The sequence below is a fragment of the Roseivivax halodurans JCM 10272 genome, from assembly GCF_000521785.1.
GTDB lineage: Bacteria > Pseudomonadota > Alphaproteobacteria > Rhodobacterales > Rhodobacteraceae > Roseivivax > Roseivivax halodurans.
Window position 1 is genome coordinate 122,902 of record NZ_JALZ01000001.1, and the last position, 26,913, is coordinate 149,814.

Below are 26,913 nucleotides of genomic sequence, written 5' to 3' on the forward strand. Positions count from 1 at the left end.
TGCGCGCCGGACAGGGAGGGCGCGATGACGGAACCATCTCAAAACGGATCGGACGCCGGAGGCGAAGGGCATCGCGACCCGCGGTGGATCTGGGGGCTGAGGGCCTTCGGCATCGCGATCGCGCTCGTAGTCTATGCGGCCCTTGGCGGGGCCGAGGGCCTTTCGGAGGAAGCGCGGCGTGTCGCGGCGATCGGCGCACTGATGGCGGTCTGGTGGATGACCGAGGCGCTGCCGCTCTCGGCGACGGCGCTTCTGCCCATCGTGCTGCTGCCCGCGCTCGCAGGGATCGCGGTCGGCGACGCGACGGCTCCTTACGCCAGTTCGATCGTCTTCCTGTTCCTGGGCGGTTTCCTCATCGCCATCGCGATGGAGAAGTGGAACCTGCACACGCGCATCGCATTGATGACGCTGTCCCGTGTCGGGGTATCGCCGTCGCGGATCGTGCTCGGTCTCATGCTGGCCACCGGGTTCCTCTCGATGTGGGTGTCGAACACCGCCACCACGTTGATGATGCTGCCCATCGGCATCTCCATCCTGTCGCTGGTGGTCGACAGGGCCTCGGATCAGGACGGCGGCGAGGTCGAGGAGGTCGGCGCGGGCAAGACGGTCAGTGAGGCGGTGTCGGATCCGGAGATCCGGCGCTTCGGCATCTGCCTCGTGCTCGCCATCGCCTGGTCGGCGTCGATGGGCGGTCTCGGCACACTTCTGGGATCGCCGCCGAACGCCATCGTCGCGGGGTATGCCGCGGACGAACTCGGACGCGACATCGGCTTTTTGAACTGGATGATCGTCGGTTTCCCGCTTGCGCTCGTCTTCATCCTCATCGGCTGGCTGCTGATGACGCAGGTGCTCTACCGCTTCTCGCTCGACGAGATCCCGGGCGGGCAGGCGATGATCGAAGAGCGGTTGCGCGGTCTCGGGGTCCTCAGCCAGGGCGAGAAGATGGTGCTGGGCGTGTTCTGCTCCGCGGCCTTCCTCTGGATCGTGCCCGGCCTCCTGTTCGAGATCCCGGGGGTCGGCAGCGCCGCCCCCTGGCTCGACAGTCTCGACGATACCGCAATCGCGATTGCCGCCGGCATCGCCCTGTTCCTCCTTCCGGGCGAGGGAGGCGGCCGGATGGTCCTCGAATGGCGCGACGCGGAGGATGGCCTTCCCTGGGGCGTGCTCTTGCTCTTCGGGGGCGGCCTCAGCCTCGCGGGCGCCGTCGCAGGGACCGGCCTCGACAGCTGGCTTGGCGATCAGGTCGAAGGGCTCGGTGGCTTGCCGATGCTGGCGCTTGTCGCCGCGGTGGTGACGATTGTGCTTTTCCTGACCGAGATCACGTCGAACACTGCGACGGCGGCGACCTTCATCCCGATCCTCGGCGGGGTGGCGATCGGTCTCGACGTCGATGCGCTGACTCTGCTCATCCCGGCCGCCTTCGCGGCGACCTGCGCCTTCATGCTGCCGGTGGGCACGCCGCCCAACGCGATCGTCTTCGGCACTGGAGCGGTGACGATCGGACAGATGGCACGGGGTGGCGCCGTCCTGAACGTCGTGGGTATCGTGCTCGTCACGGCCTTCTGCTACCTTCTGGGCGGCATCGCGCTCGGACTCGAATTCTGACCGGCCGGAAACTGACATGAAAAGGGCGCGTCCGGATGCCGGGCGCGCCCTTTTTTGTCTCACAGTGCGGGGGGCTCAGCCCTCGACAACCTCGTCGCCGCTTCCCGCGTCGTCGTCCTCGGACATGTGGAAGTCGAGGCCATGCGCCGCGCGGATCTTGTCCTCGATCTCGTAGGCGGTGGCGGAGTTCTCCTTGAGGAACTTCTTGGCGTTCTCGCGGCCCTGGCCGATGCGCTCGTCGCCGTAGGAATACCAAGCGCCCGATTTCTCCACCACGCCCGCCTTCACGCCGAGGTCGAGAAGCTCGCCGGTCTTGGAGATCCCCTCGCCGTACATAATGTCGAACTCGACCTGCTTGAACGGCGGGGCGACCTTGTTCTTGACGACCTTCACGCGGGTCGCGTTGCCGACGACCTCGTCGCGGTCCTTGATCGAGCCGATGCGGCGGATGTCGAGGCGCACCGACGAGTAGAACTTGAGCGCGTTTCCGCCCGTCGTCGTCTCGGGCGAGCCGAACATGACGCCGATCTTCATCCGGATCTGGTTGATGAAGATGACCATGCAGTTCGAGCGGCTGATCGAGGAGGTGAGCTTGCGCATCGCCTGGCTCATCAGACGCGCCTGGACGCCCACGCTCGAGTCGCCCATGTCGCCCTCGAGCTCGGATTTCGGCGTGAGCGCCGCAACCGAGTCGACAACGACCATGCTGACGGCGCCAGACCGCACCAGCGTGTCCGTGATCTCGAGCGCCTGCTCGCCCGTATCGGGCTGGGAGATCAGGAGCTCGTCGAGATCGACGCCCAGCTTCTTGGCGTATTGCGGGTCGAGCGCGTGTTCGGCGTCGACAAAGGCGCAGACGCCGCCCTTCTTCTGCTCCTCGGCGACGCAGTGAAGCGTCAGCGTGGTCTTGCCCGAGGATTCAGGGCCGTAGATCTCGACCACGCGGCCCTTTGGCAGGCCGCCGATCCCGAGCGCGATGTCGAGCCCAAGCGAGCCAGTCGACGTGGCCTCGATGTCCTTGATCGGGTTGTCCCCGCCAAGCTTCATGATCGAGCCCTTGCCGAATTGCCGTTCGATCTGAGCCAGCGCCGAGTCGAGCGCCTTCTGCTTGTTCGCGTCTCGCTTCGAGTCCATGTCGAGAAGGTCTTCCGCTGCCATGAGTTTGCGCCCTTATTTCACACGTGCCGTGACACGGCAATCGCTGCTTCGTTCGCCTCTTGTTCTCATCTTTATGAGATCGAAAGGAGAACATTTCAAGTCCGTTCTTCCTCTCTGACTTTTAAGCAACAACGTTAAGGAGCGGTTATCGGCGGCCTCGAAAAGGGACGACCGGGGTGCCGCACGGCACGTGCCCCACCCGGCGCCGCGGCTGGAGCGTTCTTCGTGCGTCAGGTCTTCGCGATGTGCTGTATCGGGGTGAACCCCTCGAACCGCGGAGGCCCGTCGTAGAGCGGCTTGGTCTCGCCGGCATTCTTGTGAGCCGCGCGGAAGGCATCGCTTTTCGTCCAGGCGAGAAACGCCTCCTCGCTCTGCCAAACCGTGTGCGAGGCATAAAGAACGCGGCCGTCTTCCTCGGGCCCCTTCAGCATGTGGAACTCCACGAAGCCCTCCATCTCCTTGAGATGGCTGTCGCGTCCCAGCCAGAGGTCCTCGAACGCGGATGCGTTCTCGGTCGGGACGGTGAAACGGTTCATTGCGATGAACATCGATTGGCCTCCGGTGGTCAGCATTGCCCATCAGATGTGTCGCGGAAGTTCGGCTTTGTCACCCCCGTAAGCCTCGAACACATGCCCCATCGAGACGGGCGGTGCCTTACCCGAAGCGCGGAGGGATGCGTGACGCTTGCCTCGACTCGGGGTCTGTGCTCCGATTTTCGACATTCTCCGGCCGAGACCCGACCCGCGCCGCAGTGTCCTTTGAAAGACGATTTAACAACCGATGCATTGAAAAGGTTCGCGCCGATGGAAGTGACCCGTGAAGTTCGTCCGATCGTTCTTATCCGGGGCTTCGGCGGGCTCGATACCGAAGAGGAGCGCGACCTCACCCATCAGGGCTTCAATGTCGGCAGCCACTACCCCCACAAGCGGGGGCAGAACTACATCTATCCGGGCCTCGTGCTATCGATGATCCGTTCGAAATACGGGTATCACGATGCCACCAACACCATAGGGTATTACGCCCGCGCGCAGAGCGGCATTCCCGACCCGCTTCCGGAACCGGTGGCAGGCCTTCCAAAGAGCCATTTCGAGGGCACCGTCATCGTCGATCCCTTCAGCCTCGAAGAGATGCTCGAGCGCGGCATCGACATGCGACGTACGCTGTGGGTGTTCCGCTATTACGACCTCGGCTCACGCACGTTCGACACCTATCGTCAGGCGCTCATGCGCGCGATCGAACTCATCCAGGATTCCGTCGCGCTGCAGACTGGCACGCGCGAGGCGGTCAACGTCATCGCGCATTCGATGGGCGGGCTGATCGCGCGGGACACGCTCCAGCTCGGATACAAGACGACCAAAGCCGCCCACGCCGCGATCAACAAGCTCGTCACGCTGGGGACGCCCCATCAGGGTATTGCCTTCCAGCGCCTGCCGCGCCTCGATTGGCTCGGATTGTCGGCCGAGGATGAACTGGAAGCGTTCAATCCGGAGACGCAGGCGGATGCGGGTCGTCCCGGATCCTTCAAGAACCTCGCACGCAGCTTCGATCCGCGCCGCCTGCTCTGCATCGTGGGAACGAACTACCGCGATTACATGCGCATCTCCTCGCTCGCGAACCGGTTCTCTCCGCTGCCGGGAGAGGGCGGGCTGCTCTACAACCGCTCGGACGGGCTGGTGAAACATTCGGCCGCACAGATCCCCGGCGCTTACCGGACCTTCGTCCACAAGACCCATGGTGGATACAACTCGCTGGTCACCGCGCGAGAGAGCTGCGAAGTCGCCATGCGGTTCCTTTTCGGCAATACGAGGATGCGCGTCTTTCTCGAACGCGCGGAGGTCAGGCAGAAGAGCGACCGCTTCGGCCGGGACGAGGTTTATGTGGGTCTATCGGTCAAAGCACGGCGCCTCGACTTCGACCTCTTCCACCAGAGCGCCGCCGCAGAGAATTGCTACGGGCCCTTCTCGAAACCGGACCTTCTCGACGGCACCGTGACATGGGCAGGCGAGGGCAGGCTGATGTGGGAGGGCTTTCTCGACGGCACCGCGCGGCCTGACGGCAATTCCGACATTGCGCTGCGCCTGTCGCTCTACGCGGGCGAGAGGGACCTGACCGGCATCGGCTTCTCTGACGAGACGCTTCTGCAAGAGCCGATCTATCTGCAGCTGCGCGACACCACCGGCACGTTCGGCATGTTCAGTCACCCGGACATGGGGTTCAGCGATCCCGCCTCGCGGCGGCGGGGCCGGGAGTTGAAGGCAGGGTCCGATGGCTGGCGGCTCGATGTGGGCAACGAGCGGTTCACTTGCACGCTCCGCTTCGAGGTTGACACAATTCCGCCCAACGGCCCGCCGAGCCCCCTCAAGAAAACCGAGAGCATCGATCCGCTGCTTGCCTGACAAGGGAGAAACGCTTCGCCAGCCTGCGCTGCTGAGCAACTTTTGGAAGGCCGTACCCGAGTATTCATTCAGAAAACGCTACGGAAAGCGTCGCGCGGGTCTTGAGGATCGCCCTAATTGTCCTCAGTAAGGGGAAACGCCAGAGCCAGTCCCGGAGTTTGCCCTTGTCGCTGATCCTCGTTGCGCTTCTGCCGTTCCTCGGCGCCCTCCTGCCCGGCATTCTGATCGCCGGCGGGCGGCGCACCTGTGCCCTCGGCACCCTTTCGGTCACGGCGCTGGCCCTTGTGGGGCTCGTGTCGAACTTTCCTGCGCTCATGGCGGGTGAGACGGTGACGGCACGCGTCGAGTGGTTGCCCGAGCTCGGGCTCAACGCGACCTTCTTTCTCGATCCGCTTGGGGCGTTCTTCGCGACGTTGATCCTCGGGATCGGCCTTCTGATCATCGCCTACGGCCGCTACTATCTGTCGCGCGATGACGACATGGGTGAGTTCTTCACCTACCTCCTGCTCTTCCAGGGCGCGATGGTCGGGATCGTCCTCAGCGACAACATCCTGATGCTGCTGGTCTTCTGGGAACTGACCTCGCTGTCGTCGTTTCTGCTCATCGGATACTGGAAGCATCTGCCCGAGGGGCGGCAGGGCGCGCGGATGGCGCTCGCGGTGACCGGCATGGGCGGACTGGCGCTGATCGGGGGCATGCTGATCCTCGGTCAGATCGCGGGAAGCTACGATCTGACGGTGATCCTGGAAAATCGCGAGGCGATCCAGAATTCCGACCTTTACCTGCCGGCGCTGGTCCTGATCCTGATCGGCTGCTTCACCAAGTCCGCCCAGTTCCCGTTCCACTTCTGGCTGCCGCACGCGATGGCGGCGCCGACGCCGGTATCGGCCTATCTGCACTCGGCGACCATGGTGAAGGCGGGGATCTTCCTGATGGCTCGGCTTTGGCCGGTGCTCTCGGGCTCCGAGGCGTGGTTCTGGCTGGTCACGGGCGCGGGCCTCATCACAGTGGTGATCGGGGCGGTGATCGCCTTCTTCAAGCACGACCTGAAGGCGCTGCTCGCCTTCTCGACGGTCAGCCATCTCGGCCTCATCACCATGCTGCTCGGCACGGGCACGGCCTTCGGGGCGATGACGGCGGTCTTTCACATCCTCAATCACGCGACCTTCAAGGCGGCACTCTTCATGTCGGCCGGGATCGTCGATCACGAAGCGCATACCCGCGACATCCGCAAGCTCGGCGGCCTTCGGCACCTGATGCCGGTCACCGTGACGATCGCGACGGTGGCGGCCCTGTCGATGGCGGGCATCCCTCTGTTCAACGGCTTCGTCTCCAAGGAGATGTGGCTCGAGGAGGCCCTTCATACCGAGATGTTCGGCCCTGTCTGGCTGGTTCCGGCCATCTGTACCTTCGCCGCGCTCTTTTCTGCCGCTTATTCCTTCCGGTTCATCACGCATACGTTCTTCGGCAAGAAGCGTGACGACTACCCGAGCCATCCGCACGATCCCAATCCCGGAATGTGGCTGCCGCCTGCCTTCCTCGCGACGCTCGTCGTCGTGATCGGTTGCGCTCCGTTTCTCGCGGAGCCTCTGGTGAAGGGCGTCACCGGCGCCGTCCTCGGGTCCACGGCCGAGGTGCCGTCCTATCATCTTGCCATCTGGCACGGGCTTAAGCCACCGCTCTTTCTGTCGGGTATCGCCGTCGCGGGGGGGCTCCTGCTGCTCCTTCTGCACCGGTTCCTGCAGAAGGGATGGGACGCCACGCCGCGCCCCGAGGCCAAGGTCATCTTCGACGGCGTTGTCGGTGCGGCCGTCTGGATCGCGCGGCGGATCACCTGCATCCTTCATGACGGCTCGTTCACGCGCTACGCTGCCATCCTGACGGTTACCATCCTCGCGGCGGCGGTGCATGCCTACACGAGCGGCGATGTCGCGCCGATCACCCGGGCCATGCAGCAGCCGAGCGTGGTGGCCATCGTCACCTGGGTCATGCTCGTCGCCGCAACCGGCTTTCTCGTATGGAAGCATCACAACCGCTTCGCCGCGCTGATCCTCCTCGGCATCATCGGCACGATCGTGTCCGTGGCCTTCGCCTATTTCTCGGCACCCGACCTTGCTATGACCCAGATCTCGGTCGAGGTGGTGACCGTCGTCCTGATGCTCCTCGCGCTGAACCTCCTGCCGCCGCGCACTCCGAAAGAAAGCTCCGCCGGGCGGCGCCTGCGCGATGGGGTCATCGCCTGCGCGGGCGGTCTCGGAGCTGGCGCGCTGGCTTATTTCCTGATGCTGCGCGATTTCGTCGCGACTCCGATCTCGGCCTATCACCTCGACAATTCCTACGCCGGCGGCGGTGGCACCAACGTCGTGAACGTGATCCTCGTCGATTTCCGCGGCTTCGACACGTTCGGCGAGATCATCGTTCTCGGCATCGCGGCCATGGTGATCTTCGCGCTCACCGAAGCGCTGCTGAGCGGGCCGGTCCGCGCGCGTCTTCTCAACCGGACACCGAACGAGCCGCTCGCGGGCGACCGCCATCCGCTCATGATGGTCGTACTCACGCGGGTCATGATGCCGGTCATCCTGCTCGTCGGGGTCTTCATCTTCCTGCGCGGGCACAACATGCCCGGCGGCGGCTTCATCGCGGGGCTCGTCGTCGCGGTCGCCGTCGTCATGCAGTACATGGCGAGCGGCTTTTCCTGGGCCACCGCTCGCCAGCGCTATCCCTATCACGGCATCGTCGGGGCAGGGGTGATGATCGCCGCCCTGACCGGGCTCGGAGCGATGGTCCTCGGCTACGAGTTCCTGACTTCTTCCTTCGGCTACATCAAGCTGCCCTATCTGCAGGAGTTCGAGGTCGCCTCCGCCCTGGGCTTCGACCTCGGCGTCTTCCTCGCGGTTCTCGGCGCGGTTCTGCTGTCCCTTGCGAGCTTCAGCCGGCTCGCACGCCGGGCCCACGACACCGACAGCAAATACGCGATGGATATCGATCCGTCGCGCAAGCCCACCAAGCGGGAAGGGGCCTGACATGGAGCTTCTGGTCGCCAGCGGCATCGGCATCCTGACGGCAGCCGGCCTCTACCTCGTCATGCGTCTGCGCACCTTTCCCGTGATTATCGGGACGGCGCTTCTGACCTATGCGGTGAACGTGTTTCTCTTCGCGTCCGGACGGCTGGTGGTCGGTGCCCCACCGATCCTGATGGAGTCCGCGTCCGATTACACCGACCCGCTACCTCAGGCTCTCGTGCTCACCGCGATCGTGATCTCGTTCGGGATGACCGCGGTAGTCGTGGTGATCGCGCTCGGGGCCTATCTCGGGTCCGGCGACGACCATGTCGACGATCAGGACGGCGCCCTCGACACCGTGCGCAAGCTGGAGAACGTCAACCGATGAGCCACTGGACTGTCGTCCCTGTCGTGCTGCCCGCGATGCTTGCCGCGTTCCTGCTGCTTGCGACGCGTCATCACCTGTCGATGCAGCGCATCCTGTCCGTCGCCGGCAGCGTCGCGCTCTGGGCCGTCGCGCTCGGGCTCTTCCTGCGCGCGTCTTCGGGTGAGATCGACCTCTACCAGCTCGGCGACTGGCAGGCGCCCTTCGGCATCGTCCTCGTCGCGGACAGGCTGTCCACGCTGATGCTGCTACTCACGGCGACGCTCGCCTTCTTCGTGCTGCTGCATGCGATCGGAACCGGCTGGGACGGGCGCGGGCGCCATTTTCACGCGCTCTTCCACTTCCAGATCATGGGCATCACGGGCGCGTTCCTGACGGGCGACCTCTTCAACCTCTTCGTCTTCTTCGAGGTTCTGCTCATCGCCTCCTACGGGCTGATGATCCATTCGGGGGGCACGCGCCGGACGCAGGCGGGTACGCAATACGTGCTCTACAACCTGCTCGGCTCGACCCTCTTTCTCTTCGCGCTCGGCACCATCTATGCCGAGACCGGCACGCTAAACATGGCCGACCTGGCCGAGCGCGTGACGCAGATCGATTTGTCCCAGAGCGCCGGCATCCGCGTCGCGGCGGTGCTTCTCGTGATCGTCTTCGCGATCAAGGCGGCGATCGCGCCGGTGCATTTCTGGCTGCCCTCGTCCTATGCCGAGGCGCCGGGTCCCGTGGCTGCGCTCTTCGCGATCATGACGAAAGTCGGCGCCTATTCGATCATCCGCATCTACACGCTCGTCTTTCCGCCCGACCTCGAGGTGACGTCAGGTCTGCTGGACGTCTGGCTGCTGCCTCTGGCGCTTGTCGGTCTGACGGTGGGCATGATCGGGGTGCTCGGCGCGTCGCGGCTCGACCGGCTGGTGGCGTTCTCGGTGATCGGATCCATGGGAATGCTGACGGTGGCCGTGGCGCTCTTCACGACGCAGGGCATCACCGCGGGGCTCTATTACATCGTGCACTCCACCTTCGCGACGGCGGCGCTGTTCCTCATCGTCGATCTGGTCGTACGGCATCGCCACGGCGCCGGGGCCGAACTGCAAGCCGTTAGACCAGTTCCCGGCGCGCCGATACTCGCAGCGATGTTCTTTGCCGCGGCCATCGCCATGACAGGTCTGCCGCCGCTCTCGGGCTTCGTCGGAAAGCTCCTGATCCTCGATGCCTCGTTTGACAGCCCTCTTGTCGTATGGACCTGGGCGGTGATCCTGTCGACATCGCTGGTGGCTGTGGTCGGCTTCGCTCGCGCCGGTTCCACCGTCTTTTGGAAGGCTGCCCAGGGCGGCGAGGCGGCCGAGGCACGGGCGGACGATCCGACGACACAGCAGGACAACGTCGAAAGCAAGCCCAGCAGCCATCCCGAAACCCAGAATGCCCTACCGCTCGTTGCGATCGGTGGGCTCATCGGACTGATCGTGCTGCATACGATCTTTGCCGGGCCGGTGAACCGCACGCTCGCCGCGACGGCAGAGCAGCTTTTCGCGCCGGAGACCTACATCGCGACCGTGCTGACGACCGATGGCAAGGAGATCCATCACAAGGCGAAGCACGGCGAGGCCAATCTGGTCTCGCAGGAGGGTCGCGCGAGCGATGACGGTCACGAGGGCGAAGCCGAAGCCGGGGAGGGACACTGACGATGACCTATCGAAATGTGGTGCCGCACCCGCTGCTGACGCTGCTCCTTGTCGTCACGTGGTGCCTGCTGACCAATTCGGTGCATCTCGGCAACGTGATCCTTGCCGCGATCCTCGGCGTCGTGATCCCGAAAATGACCTTCGCCTACTGGCCGGATGCGCCGCACGGGATCAAGGCGGGTCGCATGGTGAGCTATGTATTGGTGGTGGTCTGGGACATCCTGCTGGCAAACGTCGCCGTGGCGTGGCTCGTGCTCACGCGGCCGAACCGCAAGATGGCGTCGACCTGGGTGACGATCCCGCTCGATATTCGCACGCCCGAAGCGATCACGATCCTGGCCGGCACGATCACCCTGACCCCCGGGACGGTGTCGGCGGATCTGTCGGACGGGGGCCATTCGCTTCTCGTGCATGCGCTCGATGCGCCCGACCCGGATGCCGTCCGCGACGAGATCAAGACCCGCTACGAGGCCCGGCTGAAGGAGATCTTCGCATGACCGAGGCGCCCGACTTTCTCACCTACGCCGTCTGGTTCGGCTTCGGCTGCGTGTCGCTCGCGCAGGTGTTGGCGATGGTCCGGCTGATCATCGGCCCGCACAGCTCTGACCGGATCCTCGCTCTCGACACGATGGTGATCAACGCGATCGGCCTGATCGTCCTGCTCGGCATCGCGCAGGGGACGGAGATCTACTTCGAGGCCGCGCTCATCGTCGCGATGCTCGGCTTCGTCTCCACGGTGGCCTATTGCCGTTTCATCCTGAGGGGAGACATCATCGAATGAGCGCGGCCTTCATCATCGACATCGCGATGGCGATTTCCCTGATCGTCGGCGGGGCGTTCACGCTCGTCGGCTCGTTCGGCCTTCTGAAGCTCGACGATGCCATGAAGCGTCTGCACGCGCCCACGAAGGCCAGCACGCTCGGAGTGGGCGCGCTGCTTCTGGCGTCGATCCTGGCCGCGCTGGGGCGGGGTGAGCCGTCGCTGCAGGAACTCCTGATCATGGCGTTTCTCTTCGTAACCGCGCCGATCTCGGCTCATTTCATCTGCAAGGTGAACCTGCATCGGCGCTCCTGCCTGTCACCGCCGGAGGCCCCCACCGACAGGACATGGGCGACGCTCGACACGGCGGACGAGGCGCCCGCTCCCAGGACGTGATGCACGGCCGGAAGGCCGTGTATCCGTGCCATCCGGCGGCATGACGAGTCACTCTCCGAGGGCAATGCCCTCGCGCCGCGGATCGGCGCCGCCGCGCAGTCCTTCGGGGGTGATCTCAATGGCATGCAGCCCCGAGGTCAGGTCCCCTATTTCCGTCTCGAAGCCGATATCGCTCAGCGGTTCGGCGAGGTCAGCGGCCTCCGTGCCGTCCTCGAGGTCCATCGTTCCGAACCGGTTCAGCACGTGCGGCGCGGCAACCGCTTCCTGCACGTCCATTTCGAAATCGATCACGTTCACCACGGCCTGCGCGACGTAGCCGATGATCCGGCTGCCTCCGGGAGAGCCCAAGACCAGAGTCGGTTGCCCGTCGCGCAGGACGATGGTCGGCGCCATGGAGGAGCGCGGACGCTTGCCGGGTTCGACGCGGTTGGCGATGGGGCGGCCGTCCTCGTGGGTCTCGAAGCTGAAATCGGTCAGCTCGTTGTTCAGCAGGAACCCGCCCGGCGCGAAAAGCCGCGACCCGAAACCGTTCTCGATCGTGGTGGTCATCGAGAGCGCGTTGCCTTCCGCATCGACTATCGAGATGTGCGACGTGGAGGGGAACTCGATCGAGGTGTCGTCCCCCCAGAGCGCGGCATGATCCCATTCGGGCTCGCCGGCCTCAACGTTGTCGAGGGCAGTGTCGCGGCCCGCGATGAGACCCGCCCGTTCGGACAGGTAAGCCGGATCGACGAGTCCGTCGGTGGGCATCGGCACATAGTCGGAATCGGCCATGTACCGGCCGCGGTCCGCGAAGGCGAGGCGCGATGCGTCGCCGATGAGGCGCCATGTCTCGGCGTCCTGTGGCCCGCCCGCGAGTTCGAAATTCTCGAGAGTGCCGAGGATCTGACCGACAGTGAGCGCGCCCGAGGACGGCGGGCCCATCCCGCAGACGTCGTGAGCGCGGTAGGTGACGCAGACCGGCGCCCGCTCGCGCACTTCGTAGAGCGACATATCGGTCATCGACAGAAGGCCCGGATTTCCAGCGGCATTCTGCACCGTCTCGACCACACCCGCCGCAATTTCGCCGGTATAGAAGGCGTCCGAGCCCCCCATCGCGATCGCCCTCAGCGTTTCCGCATAGGCATCGTTCCTGAGCGTGTCACCTGACGCGATCGGCGACCCGCCGGGCATGAAGTACTCAGCCGTCGTCTCGAAGCGCGACAGGCGCTCGGCATCCTCCGCCACAAGCTCGGCAAGGCGCGGCGAGACGGTGAAGCCGTCCTCGGCGAGCGTGATCGCTCGCTCGAAGAGACCGGGCCATTCGAGCTCCCCCCAGCGCTCGTGGGCGGCTTCGAGGAGGGCAGGCGTTCCCGGCGTGCCGACCGACAGGCCTCCGACCACGGCATCGAAGAACTCGAGCGGCTTACCCTGGTCGTTCTGGAAATATTGCGGGCGGGCATCAAGGGGCGCCGTCTCGCGGCCATCGAGCGTGGTCACCTGTCCCGACGCGGCATCGTACCAGACGAGAAACGCGCCGCCGCCGAGTCCCGAGCTCTGCGGCTCGACCAACCCCAGCACCGTCTGCACGGCGATCATCGCGTCGACGGCGCTGCCACCTTGCCTCAGCACCTCGGCACCTGCTTCGACTGCCAGCGGGTTAGCGGCGGCGACCATCCAGTCCTGCGCCTCTGTCGGGCGTCCTTCCCGTTTGCTCTCGAGGGCGGCCCGCGCGGCGTCAGACAACGGGCCGAATGCGTCCTCAAGAGCGAGCTCGGCCGCGGCTTCGGGATCGACGGCATCCGCTGCCTGCTGAGCCTGTAGCGGTACGCCTGCGATCAGCAGCGTTACGGCCAGAAGCTGTCGGTGCATGGTTCGTCTCCCCTCGCGTGTGTCTCCACCCCTGCAGGATGATCCGGTGGACCGAAAAGTCCACCTCGACGAAAAAAGGCGAACAAAACCTCTCAGGTGGGGCGGGGACTGCAATCGGCGACGGTCTTGAAATCCGGCTGCCGTGCGAAACCTTGCACATTCGAAACTGAAACAAGGACAAAGACATGAAACTCAGCGCACGCAACACGCTCAAGGGCACGGTCGTCGACGTTCAGAAGGGCTCGGTGAACGCCACGGTCAGGATCGACGTCGGCGGCGGCACCATCATCACGTCGATGATCACCAACGATGCCGTCGAAGAACTTGGACTTGCCAAGGGCAAGGAAGCCTACGCGGTGATCAAGGCGTCTCACGTGATGGTCGCCGCCGAGGATTGAAGCTCCGGCAGGCAGATGCGGCGTCCGCTTGGGGTGCGCTCGACCGTGAGTGAGATGCCGTAGATCTCCGAAAGGCGTGCGGGCGTGAGGACGTCCGCCGCCGGACCGTCGGCGAGCACGCGGCCCTTGGACATCGCAATGACGCGCGCCGACAGGGACAGCGCCTGATCGGGGTCGTGGGTCGAGAGGATCACGCCGCGCCCGCTCCCGCGGCGTGCGAGCGTCGCGATGCGATCGAGCACCGCGAGCCGATTGCCGAAGTCGAGGCTGGCCGTGGGCTCGTCCATGACGAGGAGGGGCGCTTCCTGAGCGAGCGCCCGCGCGATGAGCACCAGCTGCCGCTGGCCGCCCGAGAGCCTTGCGTAGTCGCGCCCGGCCAGGTGTTCGATCCCGATCGTGTCGAGTGCGGCAAGCGCAGCATCGCGATCGCGGGCCGAGGGTTGTGCAAACGCGCCGAGCTGCGACGTGCGGCCCATCAGCACGACCTCGAGCACCTCGAAAGGAAACGGCGGCACGTGAGCCTGTGGCACATATGCGATGGCGCGGGCGATGTCCTGCCGTGCGAGCCGCGAGATGTCCGCGCCCCCGAGTTCGAGCTTTCCGCCGAGCCGGGTGATCAGGCCGAGCAGCGTCTTGAAGAGCGTGGTCTTGCCGCAGCCGTTGGGCCCGAGCAGGCAGACGATCTCGTCCGGGCCGAGCGTAAAGGAGAGGTTCTCGCCGATGCGCTCCCGTCCGTAGCCGATCGCGAGTTCTGTCGCCTCGAGCTTCATGTCCAGCCCCTTCGGCCCGAGGCCAGCAGCCAGACGAAGACCGGCGCGCCGATCACGGCGGTGAGAATGCCGAGCGGCACTTCGATCTCGGCGATGGTTCGCGCAGCGGTGTCGACAAGCAGCAGATAGCCCGCGCCGAGCAGGGCCGAGGCGGGAAGCAGCCGGCCGAAGCCCGGACCGACCAGCATCCGTGCGATATGCGGGATGACGAGCCCGACCCAGCCGACGACGCCCGCGACCGCCGTCACCGAGGCCGTCACCAGAGTCGCCGCCGCGATCACCAGGAGGCGCGTGCGCCCGGCCTCGATGCCGAGCGCGCGCGCCTCCTCGTCGCCCATCGACAGGACGTTTATCCGCCAGCGCAGCAGGACGAGCGGGAGGAGGCCGAGCGCCACGGCAGGCAGCGCTGGAAGGATGTCCGAGGAGGTGACCGAGGCCACCGAGCCGAGCAGCCAAAAGGTGATTGCGGGCAACTGGTCATAGGGGTCCGCCAGTACCTTGAGAAGCGAGGTCGCGGCTCCGGCCAGCGCGCCAATGACGACGCCTGTTAGCACGAGCGTCAGCACCCGGTCTCCGCCGCGCACGGCAGCGGCCACGGCCATGACCACCGCGACGGCTGCAAGGCCTCCGACGAAGGCCGAGAGTTGGATGAGCGCCACGGGCAGGGAGAGGAAGATGCCTGCTACGGCGCCAAGACCGGCGCCGGCGGAAACCCCGAGGATGTCGGGCGAGACGAGCGGGTTGCGGAAGAGCGCCTGGTAGCTCGCGCCCGCCGCGGCGAGCGCCGCGCCAACGAGGCAGGCGCCCGCGACGCGCGGCAGACGGATGTTCCAGACGACGATTTGTGCCTGGTCCGATGCGCGGCCCAAGAGTGCCGCGACGGTCTGCCCGGGCGTGAGGCCGAACGGGCCGACCAGAAGGGCGCCGAAAGCGAGCGCGGCCAAACCCGCTGCCAATGCGCCGTTCAGCCCGATGCGCGTCATGCAGCCCTCATTCGGGCGGTCTGCCCTCGGCCCATTCGAGCAAACGGTCGAGTTCGGCGTCGCCGAGATCGACCCGATACCAGGTCTTGTAGAACTCCGCGGTTTCTTCGCGCAAGTCGCCCTCCCAGCGATCAGGATAGAAGAGCCGCGCCATCCACCTGAGGCCCATCATCCGGTTGAGCGAGGGCGGCCGATCGATCCAGCCGAAAGGAGCCGTGGGGGAGAGGAAGACCTGTCCGCTGCGCACCGCGTCGACGCCGGCCCAGAGGGGATCGCTCCAGACCCGGCCGTAGAAGGTCGGATCCCATGTCACGACGATTTCCGGGTCGGAGACGATCACCTGCTCCGGCGAAACCTGGACGAGGCCCTGCGTCCGGCCGCCGTCATCGGCGACGTTCACGCCGCCGGCGCGCTCGATGATCTCGGTGTTGATCGAACCGGTCATGCCTGTCTCGAGCCCGTCCGGCCCCCGCGCGAGGTAGGTTCGGGGTCGGTCCTCCTCGGGGATCTCGGCCAGTATGGTGTCGATCCGGGCGAAGGTCTCTTCGGCATCGCGGGCGAGCCGTTCGCCCCGCTCGGGCTTGCCGAGCACCTCGCCGAGAAGGCGCAGTGCGTCGGGTGTATTCTCGAACCGTCCGTCGATCAGCACGTAAGGGATGTCCATCTGCTCCTGCACGCGGTTCGCGAGATCGACATAGGTGTCGCGGACCGAGCCGAAATCGAGGATCAGGTCGGGCGCGATCTCGAGAACCCGCTCGAGATTGGCCTCGCCGCCGCGACCGGTCAGGCGGCCGGTTTCGGGAAGGTCGCGGTAGGGCTCCGCGATGTAGTCCCGTTCCTCGGGCCGGAGTGCGCGCGGCCATCCTGTCAGCGTCTCCGGAGCGATGACATAGACCAGCACCGAGGCCGGCGGGCCCGCGGCAAAGACCGTCTCGATCTCGTCCGGTATGTCCACTATCCGGCCCGCGCTGTCGGTAATGGTCCGCGCGGCGGCGGGTGAGGCGAGAAGCACGAAGGCGAGAAGAGATCTCATGATCATGCCATCACTCCCTGGGAAGGCCCGGCGCGTCGAAGCCGTAATCCGCGAGCACGGACTGGCCCGCGGGCGAAAGGATGTGAAACGCGAGCCGCCATGCAGCGTCCGGCGCGCCATCGAGCACTATCAGCCCGTAATCCGCGCCGACGGAGAGCGATTCGGGCACATGGACGATCTGCAGATCCGGGATCTCGCGCTGCGCCAGAACGGCGTTGGTGCAATAGGTCAGGAACAGATCGGCTCGGTCGCTTTCCATGACCCACGCGTACGGGTTGCGGCCCTCCGGCGCGGGATCGCTGTCCGGCCCGCCCGTCAGTTGTACCGACTTTGCCTCGAGCGCCTGCCGAGCCCCCGAAGTCAGATTTTCCGCCTTGGCGAAAAGCTCCCATGCGTAGTCACCCGACGGATCGGCACCTGGTGTCGAGGTTCCGAGGCGCGTGCTTTCGGCCAGCATGATCTCGAGAAGGGACGCGGAGGTGACCTCGAGACCCGGCTGTGCGATCCCGCAGAGACGGTTGCGGGCAAACACCACCACCGGTCCGCCTCGGCCCGCCTCTTGCAGGGTCTGCGGGTGAGACATGTTAGCGGATGCGAAGACATGCGCCCTCGCGTCGGCCTCGATCTTCTGGCGCATGAGACCCGAAGGTCCGAATGTCGTTTCGACGATAGTGCCATCGACCGCCTCGAAATCGGAAACCACCTGCCCGAGCGCAGTGCGCAGGCTTCCTGCGGCGATCAGCGATACGGCCTCCGCCGCGGCGACCGGTCCCGCACTCAGGATGGCGGCCCCGATTAGGGACAAAGTCGATACGCGCATTTCGCTCCCTTCATGCTTCTCCACCGGATTGTTCGTGGCGTCTCCCAGTTTGGGCTCCGAAAATTTCACAGTCAAATGCAAGATCTCTCTAGAAGCAGCATGACGTGAGTATTTCTATCGAGAGATTTTTGGGCGTATATCTTGAATAATTTCGGTAATCAGTCACGTTGGAGCGCAGATACAAGAGAAGGACACTTCGGAAATTTTGCAGTCCAGCGCAAAATCCATGAGCTTCGCGGAAGCCGAGCGGGCGGTCCAGTGCCGGCTCATGCCGTTCGTTGCCGGAGGTGTGACGCTGAGGTTCGGCGAGGATACCGTCCTCGATCACCTCGACCTGCGCCTTGGCCAGGACGGGTGCACGATGCTCCTTGGTCCCAACGGCGCCGGCAAGAGTCTTTTGCTCAAGGTCATGCACGGTCTTATCGACCCGGATGAAGGATACGCAACCTGGGCCGGATGTGCGGCGGGGGACGTCACTCATGTCCAGTCGCTCGTCTTCCAGAAGCCGACGCTCCTGCGCCGCTCGGTGGCGGCGAATATCGACTTCGTTCTGAAGACCCGTGGCATGGATCGTGGGCGCTTGCCATGGCTCCTCGATCACGTCGGTCTTGCTCACAAGGCGGACCAGCCGGCCCGCCTCCTCTCCGGAGGCGAGGCGCAGAGGCTCGCGCTGGCACGGGCGCTCGCCATCGAGCCAGAGGTGCTTCTTCTCGACGAGCCCACTGCCAGCCTCGATCCCGCATCGGTGCTCGCCATCGAGCGCATCGTCGCTCAGGCGCGCGACAGCGGCGTGCGGATCGTTTTCGTCACCCACGATGTCGGACAGGCGCGCCGCATGGCCGACGACGTGGTGTTCCTGTTCCGCGGCAGGGTGCAGGAACACCGCCCTGCCACGGACTTCTTCCGGGCACCGGCCTCCCAGGCGGCCCGGGACTATCTCGACGGCAACATCGTCGTCTGATTTTTTTTGAAACTAGGGGAAGAACCACATGTTCACACGCGCCATTAGCACGTCCGTCGCAGCGCTTCTGCTGGCCGGAGCGGCACATGCTCAGGATCAGTCGATCATCGTGCAGTCGACGACCTCCACGGCCAATTCGGGCCTCTACGATCATCTGATTCCGATCTTCGAGGAAGAGAGCGGTATCACCGTGAATGTCGTCGCAGTCGGCACGGGACAGGCGATCACCAATGCCGAGAATTGCGACGGGGATCTCCTTCTCGTGCACGCGAAACCAGCCGAGGAGGCCTTCGTAGAGGCGGGCTACGGCACCGAGCGGACGGATCTCATGTACAATGACTTTGTCATCGTCGGTCCGGCCGAGGATCCGGCCGGTGTCGACGGCATGGAAGATGCGCAGGACGCGCTGAGCCAGATCGCTGGCAGCGGTGCGACGTTCGCCTCGCGCGGTGACGACAGCGGCACCCACCAGAAAGAACTGTCGCTCTGGGAGGGCACGGATGCGGATCCGACCTCGGGGTCGGGCGAGTGGTACCGCGAGACCGGTTCGGGCATGGGGGCGACGCTGAATGCCGGCATCGGCATGGGCGCCTACGTCATGACGGATCGCGCGACCTGGATCAGCTTCGAAAACAAGCAGGATTACGAGATCCTCGTCGAAGGCGACGAAGACCTCTTCAACCAGTACGGTGTGATCCCGGTCAGCCCCGATCATTGCCCGAGCGTGAACATCGAGGCGGCCGAAACGTTCGCGGACTGGCTGCTCTCTGCCGAGGGGCAGGAGGCGATCGGCGCATACGAGGTCGAAGGACAGCAGCTCTTCTTCCCGAACGCGCCGGCGAGCTGAGGAATTTCGCGGGTGGCGTTTTCTGTCGCCACCCGCTGAAAATGGTGCCCCCACACGGACTCGAACCGCGGACCTACTGATTCATACCACTACGGCTTTCGCCGCCACGCATGATGCGCTTTGTGGTCTGGACTTTCTCTTCACCGTAGCCCGCAAGGGCCTTAGGTGGGTGCCGTCAAGTCTCTACACATTCAATCCGGTTTTACCCGGAAAGCTTCGCTCGGGATTGCCAGCGGCGTGAACCGCCAAGGTTTCCCCGAATTTGACACCAGTTCACCTCAGCGTTTCCGCCGAGGGCTGCAACTTGCTCCGGAATATTGAGCCCGGAGCCACGCTACAAATCAGTTGCTCTACCAGCTGAGCTATAGGGGCACTGTCGTCTTACGTGCACGGATATGGCTTCATTCCGATTGGAACTCGCCCGACTTCCGCGAACCGGAAAGCAAGAGACTGTCTCCACGTCCGAGGGGGCATAACCACACCTCGATTGCAGAGCCCGACACATGCGAATCCAGCTTGGCGAGATCTATCGGTAGAGAAGTGCTGGCGCAAGTCGCGTCCTCCCGATTTGCGTGCTGCTCGAGAGACCGCTGGCTGCGCGTCGCGCTAGGTCCGGCCTCCATAAGATGGAGGTTCACAATCGCCGGACCCTGACACCGATGGCGCGTGAAAGCGGAGGGGCTCGCCATACCGTTCGACGTCACGCGGCCAAACCTCACGCGGCAGAGCGCCAATCCTCGAGTGCATTGCGTGTGCCGGACCAAAGATGAGGCAGCGCGTCACGCGGAGCCGAGGGGACCAAGCCATCGCGCTTGAGGCAGGTCTCTATCTCGGCAAGGGCGCGGTGCATGGCGGTGAAGCCAAGAGCCGCGCAACTTCCGGCGGCGCGATGCACGGTTTCTCGAACGGCATTCGGATCATCGGGTATATCGGTGCCCGAGACCTCGGTTACCGTCTCATCGATCTCGGCAAGCGCGCGTGTCAGCAGCGTCTCGCGCGCCGCGGGGGGCAGATCCCGCCAGACTGCGCCGAGATGGGCGTTGTCGATGAGCCGTGCCGCGTCTTGGGACACCGGGGCCGCCGAGGCTGGTCTTTCGCTCTCCGGCAGAACCGCCGCCGCCAGGGTGGAAGAGAGTTCGTCGCGGTCGATGGGTTTGGAGATGATGTGGGCCATGCCGGCGGCGCGGAATCCGTCGATCTCTTCCGGCAGCGCATGGGCCGTCACGGCGAGGATCGGCACACCGGCCGAGGCGCGGCCGTCGCGGGTGATCTCGCGGGCCGCCTCGATTCCGTCCATCACCGGCATGGAGATGTCCATCAGAATCGCATCGAACCGGCGCGCCCGGGCCCAGTCGACACCGGCGGCGCCATCGAAAGCCTCGGTCACGCGATGGCCATCCGCCTCGAGCATCTCACGCGCCACGGCGCGGTTGATCGGATTGTCCTCGACGAGGAGCAGATTGAGCGGGGGCAGGGGGCGCGGCTCGGCAACGGCTTTGCGCGCGACAGACAGCGTGCGATCAGTCGTGTCGCCGGCAATGGGCACGCGGACCCAGAAGAGGCTGCCTTCGCCCTGTTCGCTCTCGGCTCCGATCTCACCCTCCATCAGGCCTACGAGCCGTTGCGATATGCCTAGGCCGAGCCCAGTTCCGCCGACCTGACGCGAATAGGAGCTGTCGAGGGTTTCGAAATCGTTGAAGATGCGCTCGAGGTCGCGCTCCGAAATCCCGACGCCGGTGTCGATCACCCGGAACTCGACGGTTCGATTGTCGCCGAGCGCCTCGACTTCGATCGCGACAGATCCGTCGCGGGTGAACTTCACCGCATTGCCGACGAGATTCAGCAGGACCTGCCGGAGCCGCCTCTGATCCCCAATGCACGCGTCGCGGGCTGGGCCAACCCAAGCCCAGTCAAGCGTATCGCCTGCCTCCGTCGCGAGCGGCGCGACGGTTTCGACTACACCGTCCAGCAGCCGCGCCACCGACATCGGACGGCGCTCGATCTCCATCTTGCCGGCCTCCAGCTTCGTCAGATCGAGAACGTCGTTCACGAGGCCGAGGAGCAGCTTGCCCGAGCTCTGCATGCGGTCGAGAAGATCCGTCTGCCGCTCGGTAAGGTCATGGTCGCGCAGCAGCTGCATCGAGCCGAGAAGGCCGTTCAGGGGCGTGCGCATCTCGTGGCTCATCACGGCGAGGAATTCCGACTTCGCGCGCTCGCCCGCGAGGGCCCTGTCACGCGCCTCGGTCAGACCCTGCTCGGCAATCTTGCGGCGCGAGATGTCGCGGACATAGGCGATGTAGACCGGATCGCCTTCGCCGTCGGCCTTGCCGATCGAGATCTCGGCCGGGAAGTGGCGGCCGTGGGCGTCCTTGGCCGTCGCCTCGAACCGGCGCTCGTGTATGGCAGGTGCGGCGCCCGATGCGAGGAACGAGAGCGGCCCCTCGCGCAGATGGCCCTCACCCGCATCGGCAAAGAGACGTTCCAGCGGCATGCCCGCCTCGGTCTCGTCGAATCCGAACATATGGCGCGCGGTGCCGTTCATCTCGGCAATATGGCCGGACGCGTCGATCACGAAGATCGAATCGAGCGAGGTTTCCACGATCGTGCGGGTGCGTGCGGCGCCGAGCTGCACCTCGCGGGCGCGGTCGTCCGAGAGCCTCATCAGGCGATAGAGCGACACCGCGACGAGCGCGAGACCGGCAAAGATCGTGGCAAGCACGGCGGCAAGCAGCGCAAGCGTTCGCACGAGGCCTTCACGCTTGCTGTCCGAGACATTCGCGAATGAGGCGAGACCCTCGAGCGTCATGGCGCGAACATCGCCGCTAATCGCGGCGGCGTCCTCTGCCAGTTGCGGGAGCGCCGCGAGAAGATCGGCATCCGGGCCATCAATCAGGGGGATGGTCGCCTGCAGATGGGCTTCGATCTCCTGACGGGGATCCTCAAAGGCGGGATCTGCGCGCAAGAGCTCGAAGACGTCGCCATTGGCCAGCGTGCTCATCCGGCTGTAAAAGACATCGAACCTGCGTCGTATCGCCTCGATCGTTGCAGGTGTCGCGCGCGCCTCGGCGTCGGCAATCGCAAGTTCGTAGCGCAGATACTCCACGTCGGTCTGCGCCAGGCTCCATTGCACGTTGTCCGAGGCCGCGGTCGAGAATTCGTCGATCTGCCGCAGGACGAGCACGGCGATCCCGACGACTAACCCGACGCAGAGAATCAGAGCGACCGCGGCTGCACCGACACGTGAGTCGCGAAGAAGGCCGAGGCCGCGATATCTTCTGGTGGATTTCGGTGCGCGATGTTCACTCATTACGCGAGTTGCCTACTCTGTCACCACGATACGGTCCAGTTGCCAGATACTGCGCGAGTATATCGTTTCGGTCTGAAATTCTGGGTTGTCGTCGAATGGCCACACGATCCAGAGCGGGCCCTTGTCGCGTACCGACATCGTCTCCCCGTTGTTGAGGAAAGCGACGATCGGACCGCCATCCTCCCAGTCCGAGGCGGGGATCTCGACGGAGTAGTCGTTGATGGCGGTCGCGTCGATCGCCGCGCCAGTGGCGCCGACGACATCCATGAGGCGGTCGAGCGGAACCCCGGTGAAGGTCTGAACGCCGTCGGTCCAGATCGTCGTCGTCTTGACCGTGACGGGGTCGAGGTCCTCGAGCATGGCGCGATCAAAGGCGGCAGCGTCGCCGTCATTTGCGACGGTGATGGCGCCGGTGACGGTCAGAAGCACGTCGCCCTCCGGCATCGCGAGGTCCTGCGCGGCAAGCGGTGCCGTGGCGACCAGGAGGGCAAACAGCGACAATGAATGGATACCGGTCATTTCAGGGAGACTCGAACCAATGGGAACTCGGGCGTATTGCTTATCTCACATTCCGGTCACACACGCTGCGAGGGAAAAGGAGAAAGGGCCCTATCCTTTTGGATACGAAGCCTACCCGGAATGGGAGGGCGCCGTCAGGGGGGCGGGCTCGCCGACATTTCGGCTTCGTCTCACCCGAATACGAGTTGTCGCTGGTGTTCTCAAGAAAGCAAGTCGACAGCTTGAAGGGCCGTCCACGCCACAGGCCCAGATGTTCGGCTGGCTCGACGGCGGCCGCGCAAGCGAGCCGATTTTGCCGGTCTTCGACGCATCAGATCGAAACGACGGGCCGCATCTCCGCATTGCTACCGGCCAGACGGATGACGGAGAACGTCAGGCCTCGACGATCTCGCGAAGCTGACGAATGCGCGCCTGCGGTGCGGGATGCGTGGTGAGGAACTCGGGGGGGCGGTTCGGGTGGGCTTCCTGCATGCGCTGCCAGAGACGTATGGCGGCTTCGGGCTGAAATCCCGCGTCGCTCATGAGGGAGAGCCCAAGACTATCGGCCTCGAGTTCCTGCTGGCGGCCGTAGGGCAGGGCGAGGCCGTAGCGCAGACCCAGCCCGAGCGCCGCCATGATCTCTTGATCGAACTCGATGTCCGATTGCCTCAGAAAGAAGGCCACCACTCTCTGCAGGGCGTTCTGGGCGCGGGCGTTCCCCATCCGCTCGCGAACGTGGTCCGCCTGCAGGTGGCCTATCTCGTGGCCGATCACCGCGGCCAACTGGTCCGGGCTCTCGGCCAGATCGTAGAGCCCGCGATAGACACCGATGCGACCGCCCGGGAGCGCGAAGGCGTTCACCTGATCCGAGGCGAAGGCCACCACCTCCCAATTCGACGGCGTATCGCCCGCAGCTTCGATCAGCCGGCTGGACAGGCTCCGCACGGTGTCCCGGAAGGCCCGGTCATCGCTTTCGGGCACGTCTGAGCGGATCCTCTCCCACGCCTCCGCTCCCATTTGCGCGGCTTCTTCCTCGGACACCAGGACGGACGCCCGGTCGCAGGCAGGCAGCGTTGCGACGGGAAGCGCGGCGACGCCGGTGAGAAGTCCTCGGCGGGTAAGGTGGCAATTGCAGGTCATGGACATCTCCGCGGCTTTGCCCGGACTAGCGCGTAAGCCCTGCAGAGGTTCCCCGGGAATGAGGGTTGCAGCTCACGGACCAGGTCGTCACACGTTATCGGCTCGGCCTCGCCTGCGGTATCCCCTTGAGGATAGTAGATGGTCCCGTCCGGCGGCGTGGTCCGGTCACTTGGACGGCGAGGCGTTCCGGGACCGCTGTGCGGGTCGCCGCACCGGACGTTGGACCGGAAGATCGTAGCTTCAGCGCCGCGTTCGTGCTCAGAGCAAGATGCGCGCTTCGCAGTCGCCGCCGTGACGTTCGATCGTGCCGTTCTGCTCCACCACGAGGCGACGCACGCCGGTGTTCTCGGACGAGAAGAACAGGTCAGCCGTGGTCAGGCCACGTTGGCGGACCGCGGCAAGCCCCCGTTCGAAAAGCAGTCGGCCGTAACCGAGGCCCTGGTAGTCGTCGGCGATCGACAGCCCGATCTCCGCATGGCCGCCGCCTGACTCAAAGATCTCGAGCACGCCGTGCACATCCTCGTCGATCTCCAGAGTGAGGACCTCGTCAGGCGAAGCGTTTCCGGCGATCTTGTCGGTCTGGGCGTCGTCGGCGCTCTGGAGGAAGCGAAGCCGACGCGACACGTCTCCGAGCGTCCGGTAATGCCGCGCGAGGATGCCCCGCAGGGTCGCCAGGGTGCGGCTGGTGCCGGCGGGATGAGTGGTGATGGTCGCGTCCATGATGTCGTCCGGGCAGTGCCGTTTCTTGATTGCACTCCCGATATGGGCATCTGGCGGGCCGAACGCCTCACCCGATTGGACAGCCCTGACATGCGGTATGCGCAAGTAACGCAGGGGAAATTAGCACTCACGCGGATCCGGTCAGCGCGTCGAGCAGCGCGTCCAGATCCGGTGACGGCATTGTCCCGTCGCGCAGGCTGATGCCAACGGGTCCCGCGATCATCGGGGCGTCGAGGTGCAGGGCCCGCAAGCGGCCATCCTCGAGCGCGTCGGCGACGACGCCTTCCGAGATGAACCAGATCGTGTCCGACCGCAGGCACGCGCGCAGTCCGAACGCCGCAGACACGGATTCGAACGCGCCGGAGTGATCGCCGGCTCCGATGCTCACAAGCCAGGATTTCACCGTCTGGTGGATCACTGCGCCCGAGGGCGGCAGGAGCAGCGGGAAGGGCCCCAGATCCGTCGCGTCTCGGACAGCCACCAGGGGGTGATCGGAACGGACCACCGCCCTGATCGCCTCAGTGTAGAGCTGGCGGAAGGTCAGGCCGTCCATCCGCTGCGGGTCGGCCATGCGTCCGACGACAAGATCGAGCGCGCCCTCACGCAATTGCGAGAGCAGCAGCCAGTTCGGTCCGGTCGAAACGCGCAGCGTACAATCGGGGCGCAACTCGCGGAACCGTAGGGCCGCATCGGGCAGAAGACGCGTCGCCGCGGTCGGGAGCGCACCGACAGAAAGCCGCGTTGTCCGACCTGCCTGCTGCACCGCGTCCTGCGCCTGTTCGAGCGCGGCGACGGAACTGCCGGCGAGACGCTGGAACGCGGCTCCCGCGGGGTTCAGGACGACACGCCGTCCGGTGCGGTCGAAGAGCGGCGCGCCGAGGATGTCCTCAAGCTCCCGCAGCGACTTGGAGACCGCGGGTTGCGTCACCCCCAAGCCTGTGGCGGCCTGCGCCACCGAACCGGTGCGTGCGATGGAGAGGAACACAGAGAGGTGACGCAGACGGAGGCGGGGATCGAGGCTCATAACCCGCAGGTAATGGATGTCGCGATATTTCTCAATTTCATTGCGGGATCGGTTCTGTATCCTGACCGTGAGGAGGAGCAGCGATGACGGACCGGTACAGCCAGGGCATGAAGGTGCGACGCGAGGTCTTGGGCGACGCGCATGTGGACAGGGCCGAGGCGGGCAAGAGCGACTTCGATGTGCCTTTCCAGTCGCTGATCACCGAAGGTGCGTGGGGCACGGTCTGGGCCTCGGACGGGATAACCCGCCGGGAGCGCTCCATGCTGACGCTCGCGCTGCTAGCGGCGACGGGAAACTTCGAGGAGATCGCGATGCATGTGCGTGCGACCGCGCGCACGGGCGCCACCAAGCGCGACGTGATGGAAGCGTTCCAGCATGTGGCGATCTATGCCGGCGTGCCGCGCGCCAACCACGCGCTGAAGATTGCCAAGGCGACCTACGAGGAGATGGAGAATGAGTGACGGCACCTTCTTTACCCGCGACCGGGGCTGGCATCCTCCGGCCTTCGCACCCGGCTACAAGACGTCCGTCACTCGTTCGCCGAGCCGCGCTCTCATTTCGTTTCCGCCGACGCTCTCTGAGCAAACCGGTCCGGTCTTTGGCCACGACATGCTCGGCGAGCTCGACGACGATCTGCTGCACAACTACGCCGCGCCGGGCGAGAGCGCGATCGGTCCACGCATCATTGTCTACGGCCGGGTGCTCGACGAGGCCGGCAGGGGCGTGCCGAACGTGCTCGTCGAGGTCTGGCAGGCGAATGCGGGCGGGCGCTACCGGCACAAGAAGGAAGGCTACGTCGCGCCGCTCGATCCGAATTTCGGAGGCTGCGGGCGCTGCATCAGCGGCGAGGACGGTTCTTATTCGTTCCGCACGGTCTTGCCCGGTCCCTATCCGTGGCCGAACAACGGCAACGACTGGCGACCGGCCCACATCCACTTCTCGGTTTTCGGCTCGGGCTTCGCGCAGCGGCTCATCACCCAGATGTATTTCGAGGGCGATCCGCTGATCTGGCGCTGCCCGATCGTGAACACGATCCCCTCGCGCGAGGCGGTGGAGCAGCTCATCGCGCCGCTCGACATGAACCGCACGATCCCGATGGATTCGCGCGCCTACAAGTTCGACATCGTGCTGCGCGGCCGCCGCTCGACCATGTTCGAGAATCGCCCGGAGGGGAACTGATC

25 protein-coding genes are annotated in these 26,913 nt (G+C 65.2%); 13 read left to right on the forward strand and 12 right to left on the reverse strand.

Going from position 1 to position 26,913, the window contains the following annotated elements:
• The first annotated feature begins 24 nt into the window (after positions 1-24).
• Positions 25-1,605 (forward strand): SLC13 family permease, encoded by a 1,581-nt coding sequence (locus OCH239_RS00620; protein WP_037257117.1) that lies wholly within the window; start codon positions 25-27, stop codon positions 1,603-1,605.
• 75 nt (positions 1,606-1,680) lie between these two features.
• Here OCH239_RS00620 and recA read toward each other — a convergent pair whose 3' ends face one another.
• Positions 1,681-2,763 carry a recombinase RecA gene (recA, locus tag OCH239_RS00625; RefSeq protein ID WP_037257120.1) on the reverse strand — a complete coding sequence of 361 codons (1,083 nt, stop codon included), beginning with the start codon at positions 2,761-2,763 and terminating at the stop codon, positions 1,681-1,683.
• A 230-nt stretch (positions 2,764-2,993) separates the two neighbouring features.
• The gene (gene hmuQ / locus OCH239_RS00630; protein WP_037257123.1) at positions 2,994-3,311 is read right to left on the reverse strand and encodes a heme-degrading protein HmuQ; all 318 of its coding nucleotides are present in this window, start codon (positions 3,309-3,311) and stop codon (positions 2,994-2,996) included.
• A gap of 255 nt (positions 3,312-3,566) precedes the next feature.
• On the opposite strand from hmuQ, the gene OCH239_RS00635 reads away from it, so the two are divergent.
• The 7 genes from OCH239_RS00635 (at position 3,567) to OCH239_RS00665 (ending at position 11,380) form a co-directional block, all read left to right on the forward strand.
• Positions 3,567-5,159, forward strand: a complete 1,593-nt coding sequence (locus tag OCH239_RS00635; RefSeq protein ID WP_037257127.1) for a lipase family alpha/beta hydrolase — start codon at positions 3,567-3,569, stop codon at positions 5,157-5,159.
• Positions 5,160-5,323: 164 nt separating this feature from the next.
• Positions 5,324-8,182, forward strand: coding sequence for a monovalent cation/H+ antiporter subunit A (locus OCH239_RS00640; RefSeq protein ID WP_037257130.1), 2,859 nt, complete (start codon positions 5,324-5,326; stop codon positions 8,180-8,182).
• A gap of 1 nt (position 8,183) precedes the next feature.
• Positions 8,184-8,549 carry a Na+/H+ antiporter subunit C gene (locus tag OCH239_RS00645; RefSeq protein ID WP_037257133.1) on the forward strand — a complete coding sequence of 122 codons (366 nt, stop codon included), beginning with the start codon at positions 8,184-8,186 and terminating at the stop codon, positions 8,547-8,549.
• Positions 8,546-10,225, forward strand: a complete 1,680-nt coding sequence (locus tag OCH239_RS00650; RefSeq protein WP_037257136.1) for a monovalent cation/H+ antiporter subunit D — start codon at positions 8,546-8,548, stop codon at positions 10,223-10,225. Before OCH239_RS00645 ends, OCH239_RS00650 begins: the two co-directional genes overlap by 4 nt.
• Before the next feature lie 2 nt (positions 10,226-10,227).
• On the forward strand, positions 10,228-10,722 hold the full coding sequence (locus OCH239_RS00655) for a Na+/H+ antiporter subunit E (RefSeq protein WP_037257140.1): 495 nt from the start codon (positions 10,228-10,230) through the stop codon (positions 10,720-10,722).
• Positions 10,719-11,006: a K+/H+ antiporter subunit F gene (locus OCH239_RS00660; RefSeq protein WP_037257143.1), complete on the forward strand. Its 288-nt coding sequence runs from the start codon at positions 10,719-10,721 to the stop codon at positions 11,004-11,006. Before OCH239_RS00655 ends, OCH239_RS00660 begins: the two co-directional genes overlap by 4 nt.
• Positions 11,003-11,380 (forward strand): Na+/H+ antiporter subunit G, encoded by a 378-nt coding sequence (locus tag OCH239_RS00665; RefSeq protein WP_037257146.1) that lies wholly within the window; start codon positions 11,003-11,005, stop codon positions 11,378-11,380. Before OCH239_RS00660 ends, OCH239_RS00665 begins: the two co-directional genes overlap by 4 nt.
• A gap of 48 nt (positions 11,381-11,428) precedes the next feature.
• On the opposite strand, the gene ggt is transcribed toward OCH239_RS00665, so the two are convergent.
• Complete coding sequence (ggt, locus tag OCH239_RS00670; protein WP_037257149.1) at positions 11,429-13,231, reverse strand: gamma-glutamyltransferase; 1,803 nt, start codon at positions 13,229-13,231, stop codon at positions 11,429-11,431.
• Positions 13,232-13,416: 185 nt separating this feature from the next.
• Here ggt and OCH239_RS00675 point away from each other — a divergent pair, with 185 nt between their 5' ends.
• Positions 13,417-13,629 (forward strand): TOBE domain-containing protein, encoded by a 213-nt coding sequence (locus OCH239_RS00675; RefSeq protein WP_037257152.1) that lies wholly within the window; start codon positions 13,417-13,419, stop codon positions 13,627-13,629.
• On the opposite strand, the gene OCH239_RS00680 is transcribed toward OCH239_RS00675, so the two are convergent.
• The 4 genes from OCH239_RS00680 to OCH239_RS00695 are packed head-to-tail and all read right to left on the reverse strand — an operon-like array spanning position 13,602 to position 17,235.
• Positions 13,602-14,399, reverse strand: a complete 798-nt coding sequence (locus tag OCH239_RS00680) for an ABC transporter ATP-binding protein (RefSeq protein ID WP_037257154.1) — start codon at positions 14,397-14,399, stop codon at positions 13,602-13,604. The two genes, OCH239_RS00675 and OCH239_RS00680, sit on opposite strands and share 28 nt — an antisense overlap.
• Positions 14,396-15,382: a FecCD family ABC transporter permease gene (locus tag OCH239_RS00685; protein WP_051489096.1), complete on the reverse strand. Its 987-nt coding sequence runs from the start codon at positions 15,380-15,382 to the stop codon at positions 14,396-14,398. Before OCH239_RS00685 ends, OCH239_RS00680 begins: the two co-directional genes overlap by 4 nt.
• Positions 15,383-15,389: 7 nt before the next feature.
• Positions 15,390-16,421, reverse strand: coding sequence for an iron ABC transporter substrate-binding protein (locus OCH239_RS00690; RefSeq protein ID WP_341871934.1), 1,032 nt, complete (start codon positions 16,419-16,421; stop codon positions 15,390-15,392).
• Positions 16,422-16,425: 4 nt separating this feature from the next.
• On the reverse strand, positions 16,426-17,235 hold the full coding sequence (locus OCH239_RS00695; RefSeq protein ID WP_037257156.1) for a molybdate ABC transporter substrate-binding protein: 810 nt from the start codon (positions 17,233-17,235) through the stop codon (positions 16,426-16,428).
• Positions 17,236-17,461: 226 nt separating this feature from the next.
• On the opposite strand from OCH239_RS00695, the gene OCH239_RS00700 reads away from it, so the two are divergent.
• Both OCH239_RS00700 and OCH239_RS00705 read left to right on the forward strand, forming a co-directional pair.
• Positions 17,462-18,196 carry an ATP-binding cassette domain-containing protein gene (locus OCH239_RS00700; protein WP_037257159.1) on the forward strand — a complete coding sequence of 245 codons (735 nt, stop codon included), beginning with the start codon at positions 17,462-17,464 and terminating at the stop codon, positions 18,194-18,196.
• 28 nt (positions 18,197-18,224) lie between these two features.
• Positions 18,225-19,043 carry an ABC transporter substrate-binding protein gene (locus OCH239_RS00705; protein ID WP_037257162.1) on the forward strand — a complete coding sequence of 273 codons (819 nt, stop codon included), beginning with the start codon at positions 18,225-18,227 and terminating at the stop codon, positions 19,041-19,043.
• A gap of 715 nt (positions 19,044-19,758) precedes the next feature.
• On the opposite strand, the gene OCH239_RS00710 is transcribed toward OCH239_RS00705, so the two are convergent.
• The 5 genes from OCH239_RS00710 to pcaQ all read right to left on the reverse strand — a co-directional run bounded on the left by OCH239_RS00710 (position 19,759) and on the right by pcaQ (position 25,732).
• On the reverse strand, positions 19,759-22,350 hold the full coding sequence (locus tag OCH239_RS00710; protein WP_084781986.1) for a hybrid sensor histidine kinase/response regulator: 2,592 nt from the start codon (positions 22,348-22,350) through the stop codon (positions 19,759-19,761).
• Between the two features lie 12 nt (positions 22,351-22,362).
• The gene (locus tag OCH239_RS00715; protein ID WP_037257164.1) at positions 22,363-22,869 is read right to left on the reverse strand and encodes a putative pterin-binding protein; all 507 of its coding nucleotides are present in this window, start codon (positions 22,867-22,869) and stop codon (positions 22,363-22,365) included.
• 372 nt (positions 22,870-23,241) lie between these two features.
• Positions 23,242-23,988, reverse strand: a complete 747-nt coding sequence (locus OCH239_RS00720; RefSeq protein ID WP_051489100.1) for a M48 family metallopeptidase — start codon at positions 23,986-23,988, stop codon at positions 23,242-23,244.
• A gap of 258 nt (positions 23,989-24,246) precedes the next feature.
• The gene (locus OCH239_RS00725; protein WP_037257167.1) at positions 24,247-24,708 is read right to left on the reverse strand and encodes a GNAT family N-acetyltransferase; all 462 of its coding nucleotides are present in this window, start codon (positions 24,706-24,708) and stop codon (positions 24,247-24,249) included.
• A 127-nt stretch (positions 24,709-24,835) separates the two neighbouring features.
• Positions 24,836-25,732 (reverse strand): pca operon transcription factor PcaQ, encoded by an 897-nt coding sequence (pcaQ, locus tag OCH239_RS00730; RefSeq protein WP_037257171.1) that lies wholly within the window; start codon positions 25,730-25,732, stop codon positions 24,836-24,838.
• A gap of 83 nt (positions 25,733-25,815) precedes the next feature.
• On the opposite strand from pcaQ, the gene pcaC reads away from it, so the two are divergent.
• Both pcaC and pcaH read left to right on the forward strand, forming a co-directional pair.
• The gene (gene pcaC / locus OCH239_RS00735; RefSeq protein WP_037257174.1) at positions 25,816-26,193 is read left to right on the forward strand and encodes a 4-carboxymuconolactone decarboxylase; all 378 of its coding nucleotides are present in this window, start codon (positions 25,816-25,818) and stop codon (positions 26,191-26,193) included.
• Positions 26,186-26,911 (forward strand): protocatechuate 3,4-dioxygenase subunit beta, encoded by a 726-nt coding sequence (pcaH, locus tag OCH239_RS00740; protein WP_037257176.1) that lies wholly within the window; start codon positions 26,186-26,188, stop codon positions 26,909-26,911. Before pcaC ends, pcaH begins: the two co-directional genes overlap by 8 nt.
• The last annotated feature ends 2 nt before the right edge of the window (positions 26,912-26,913 follow it).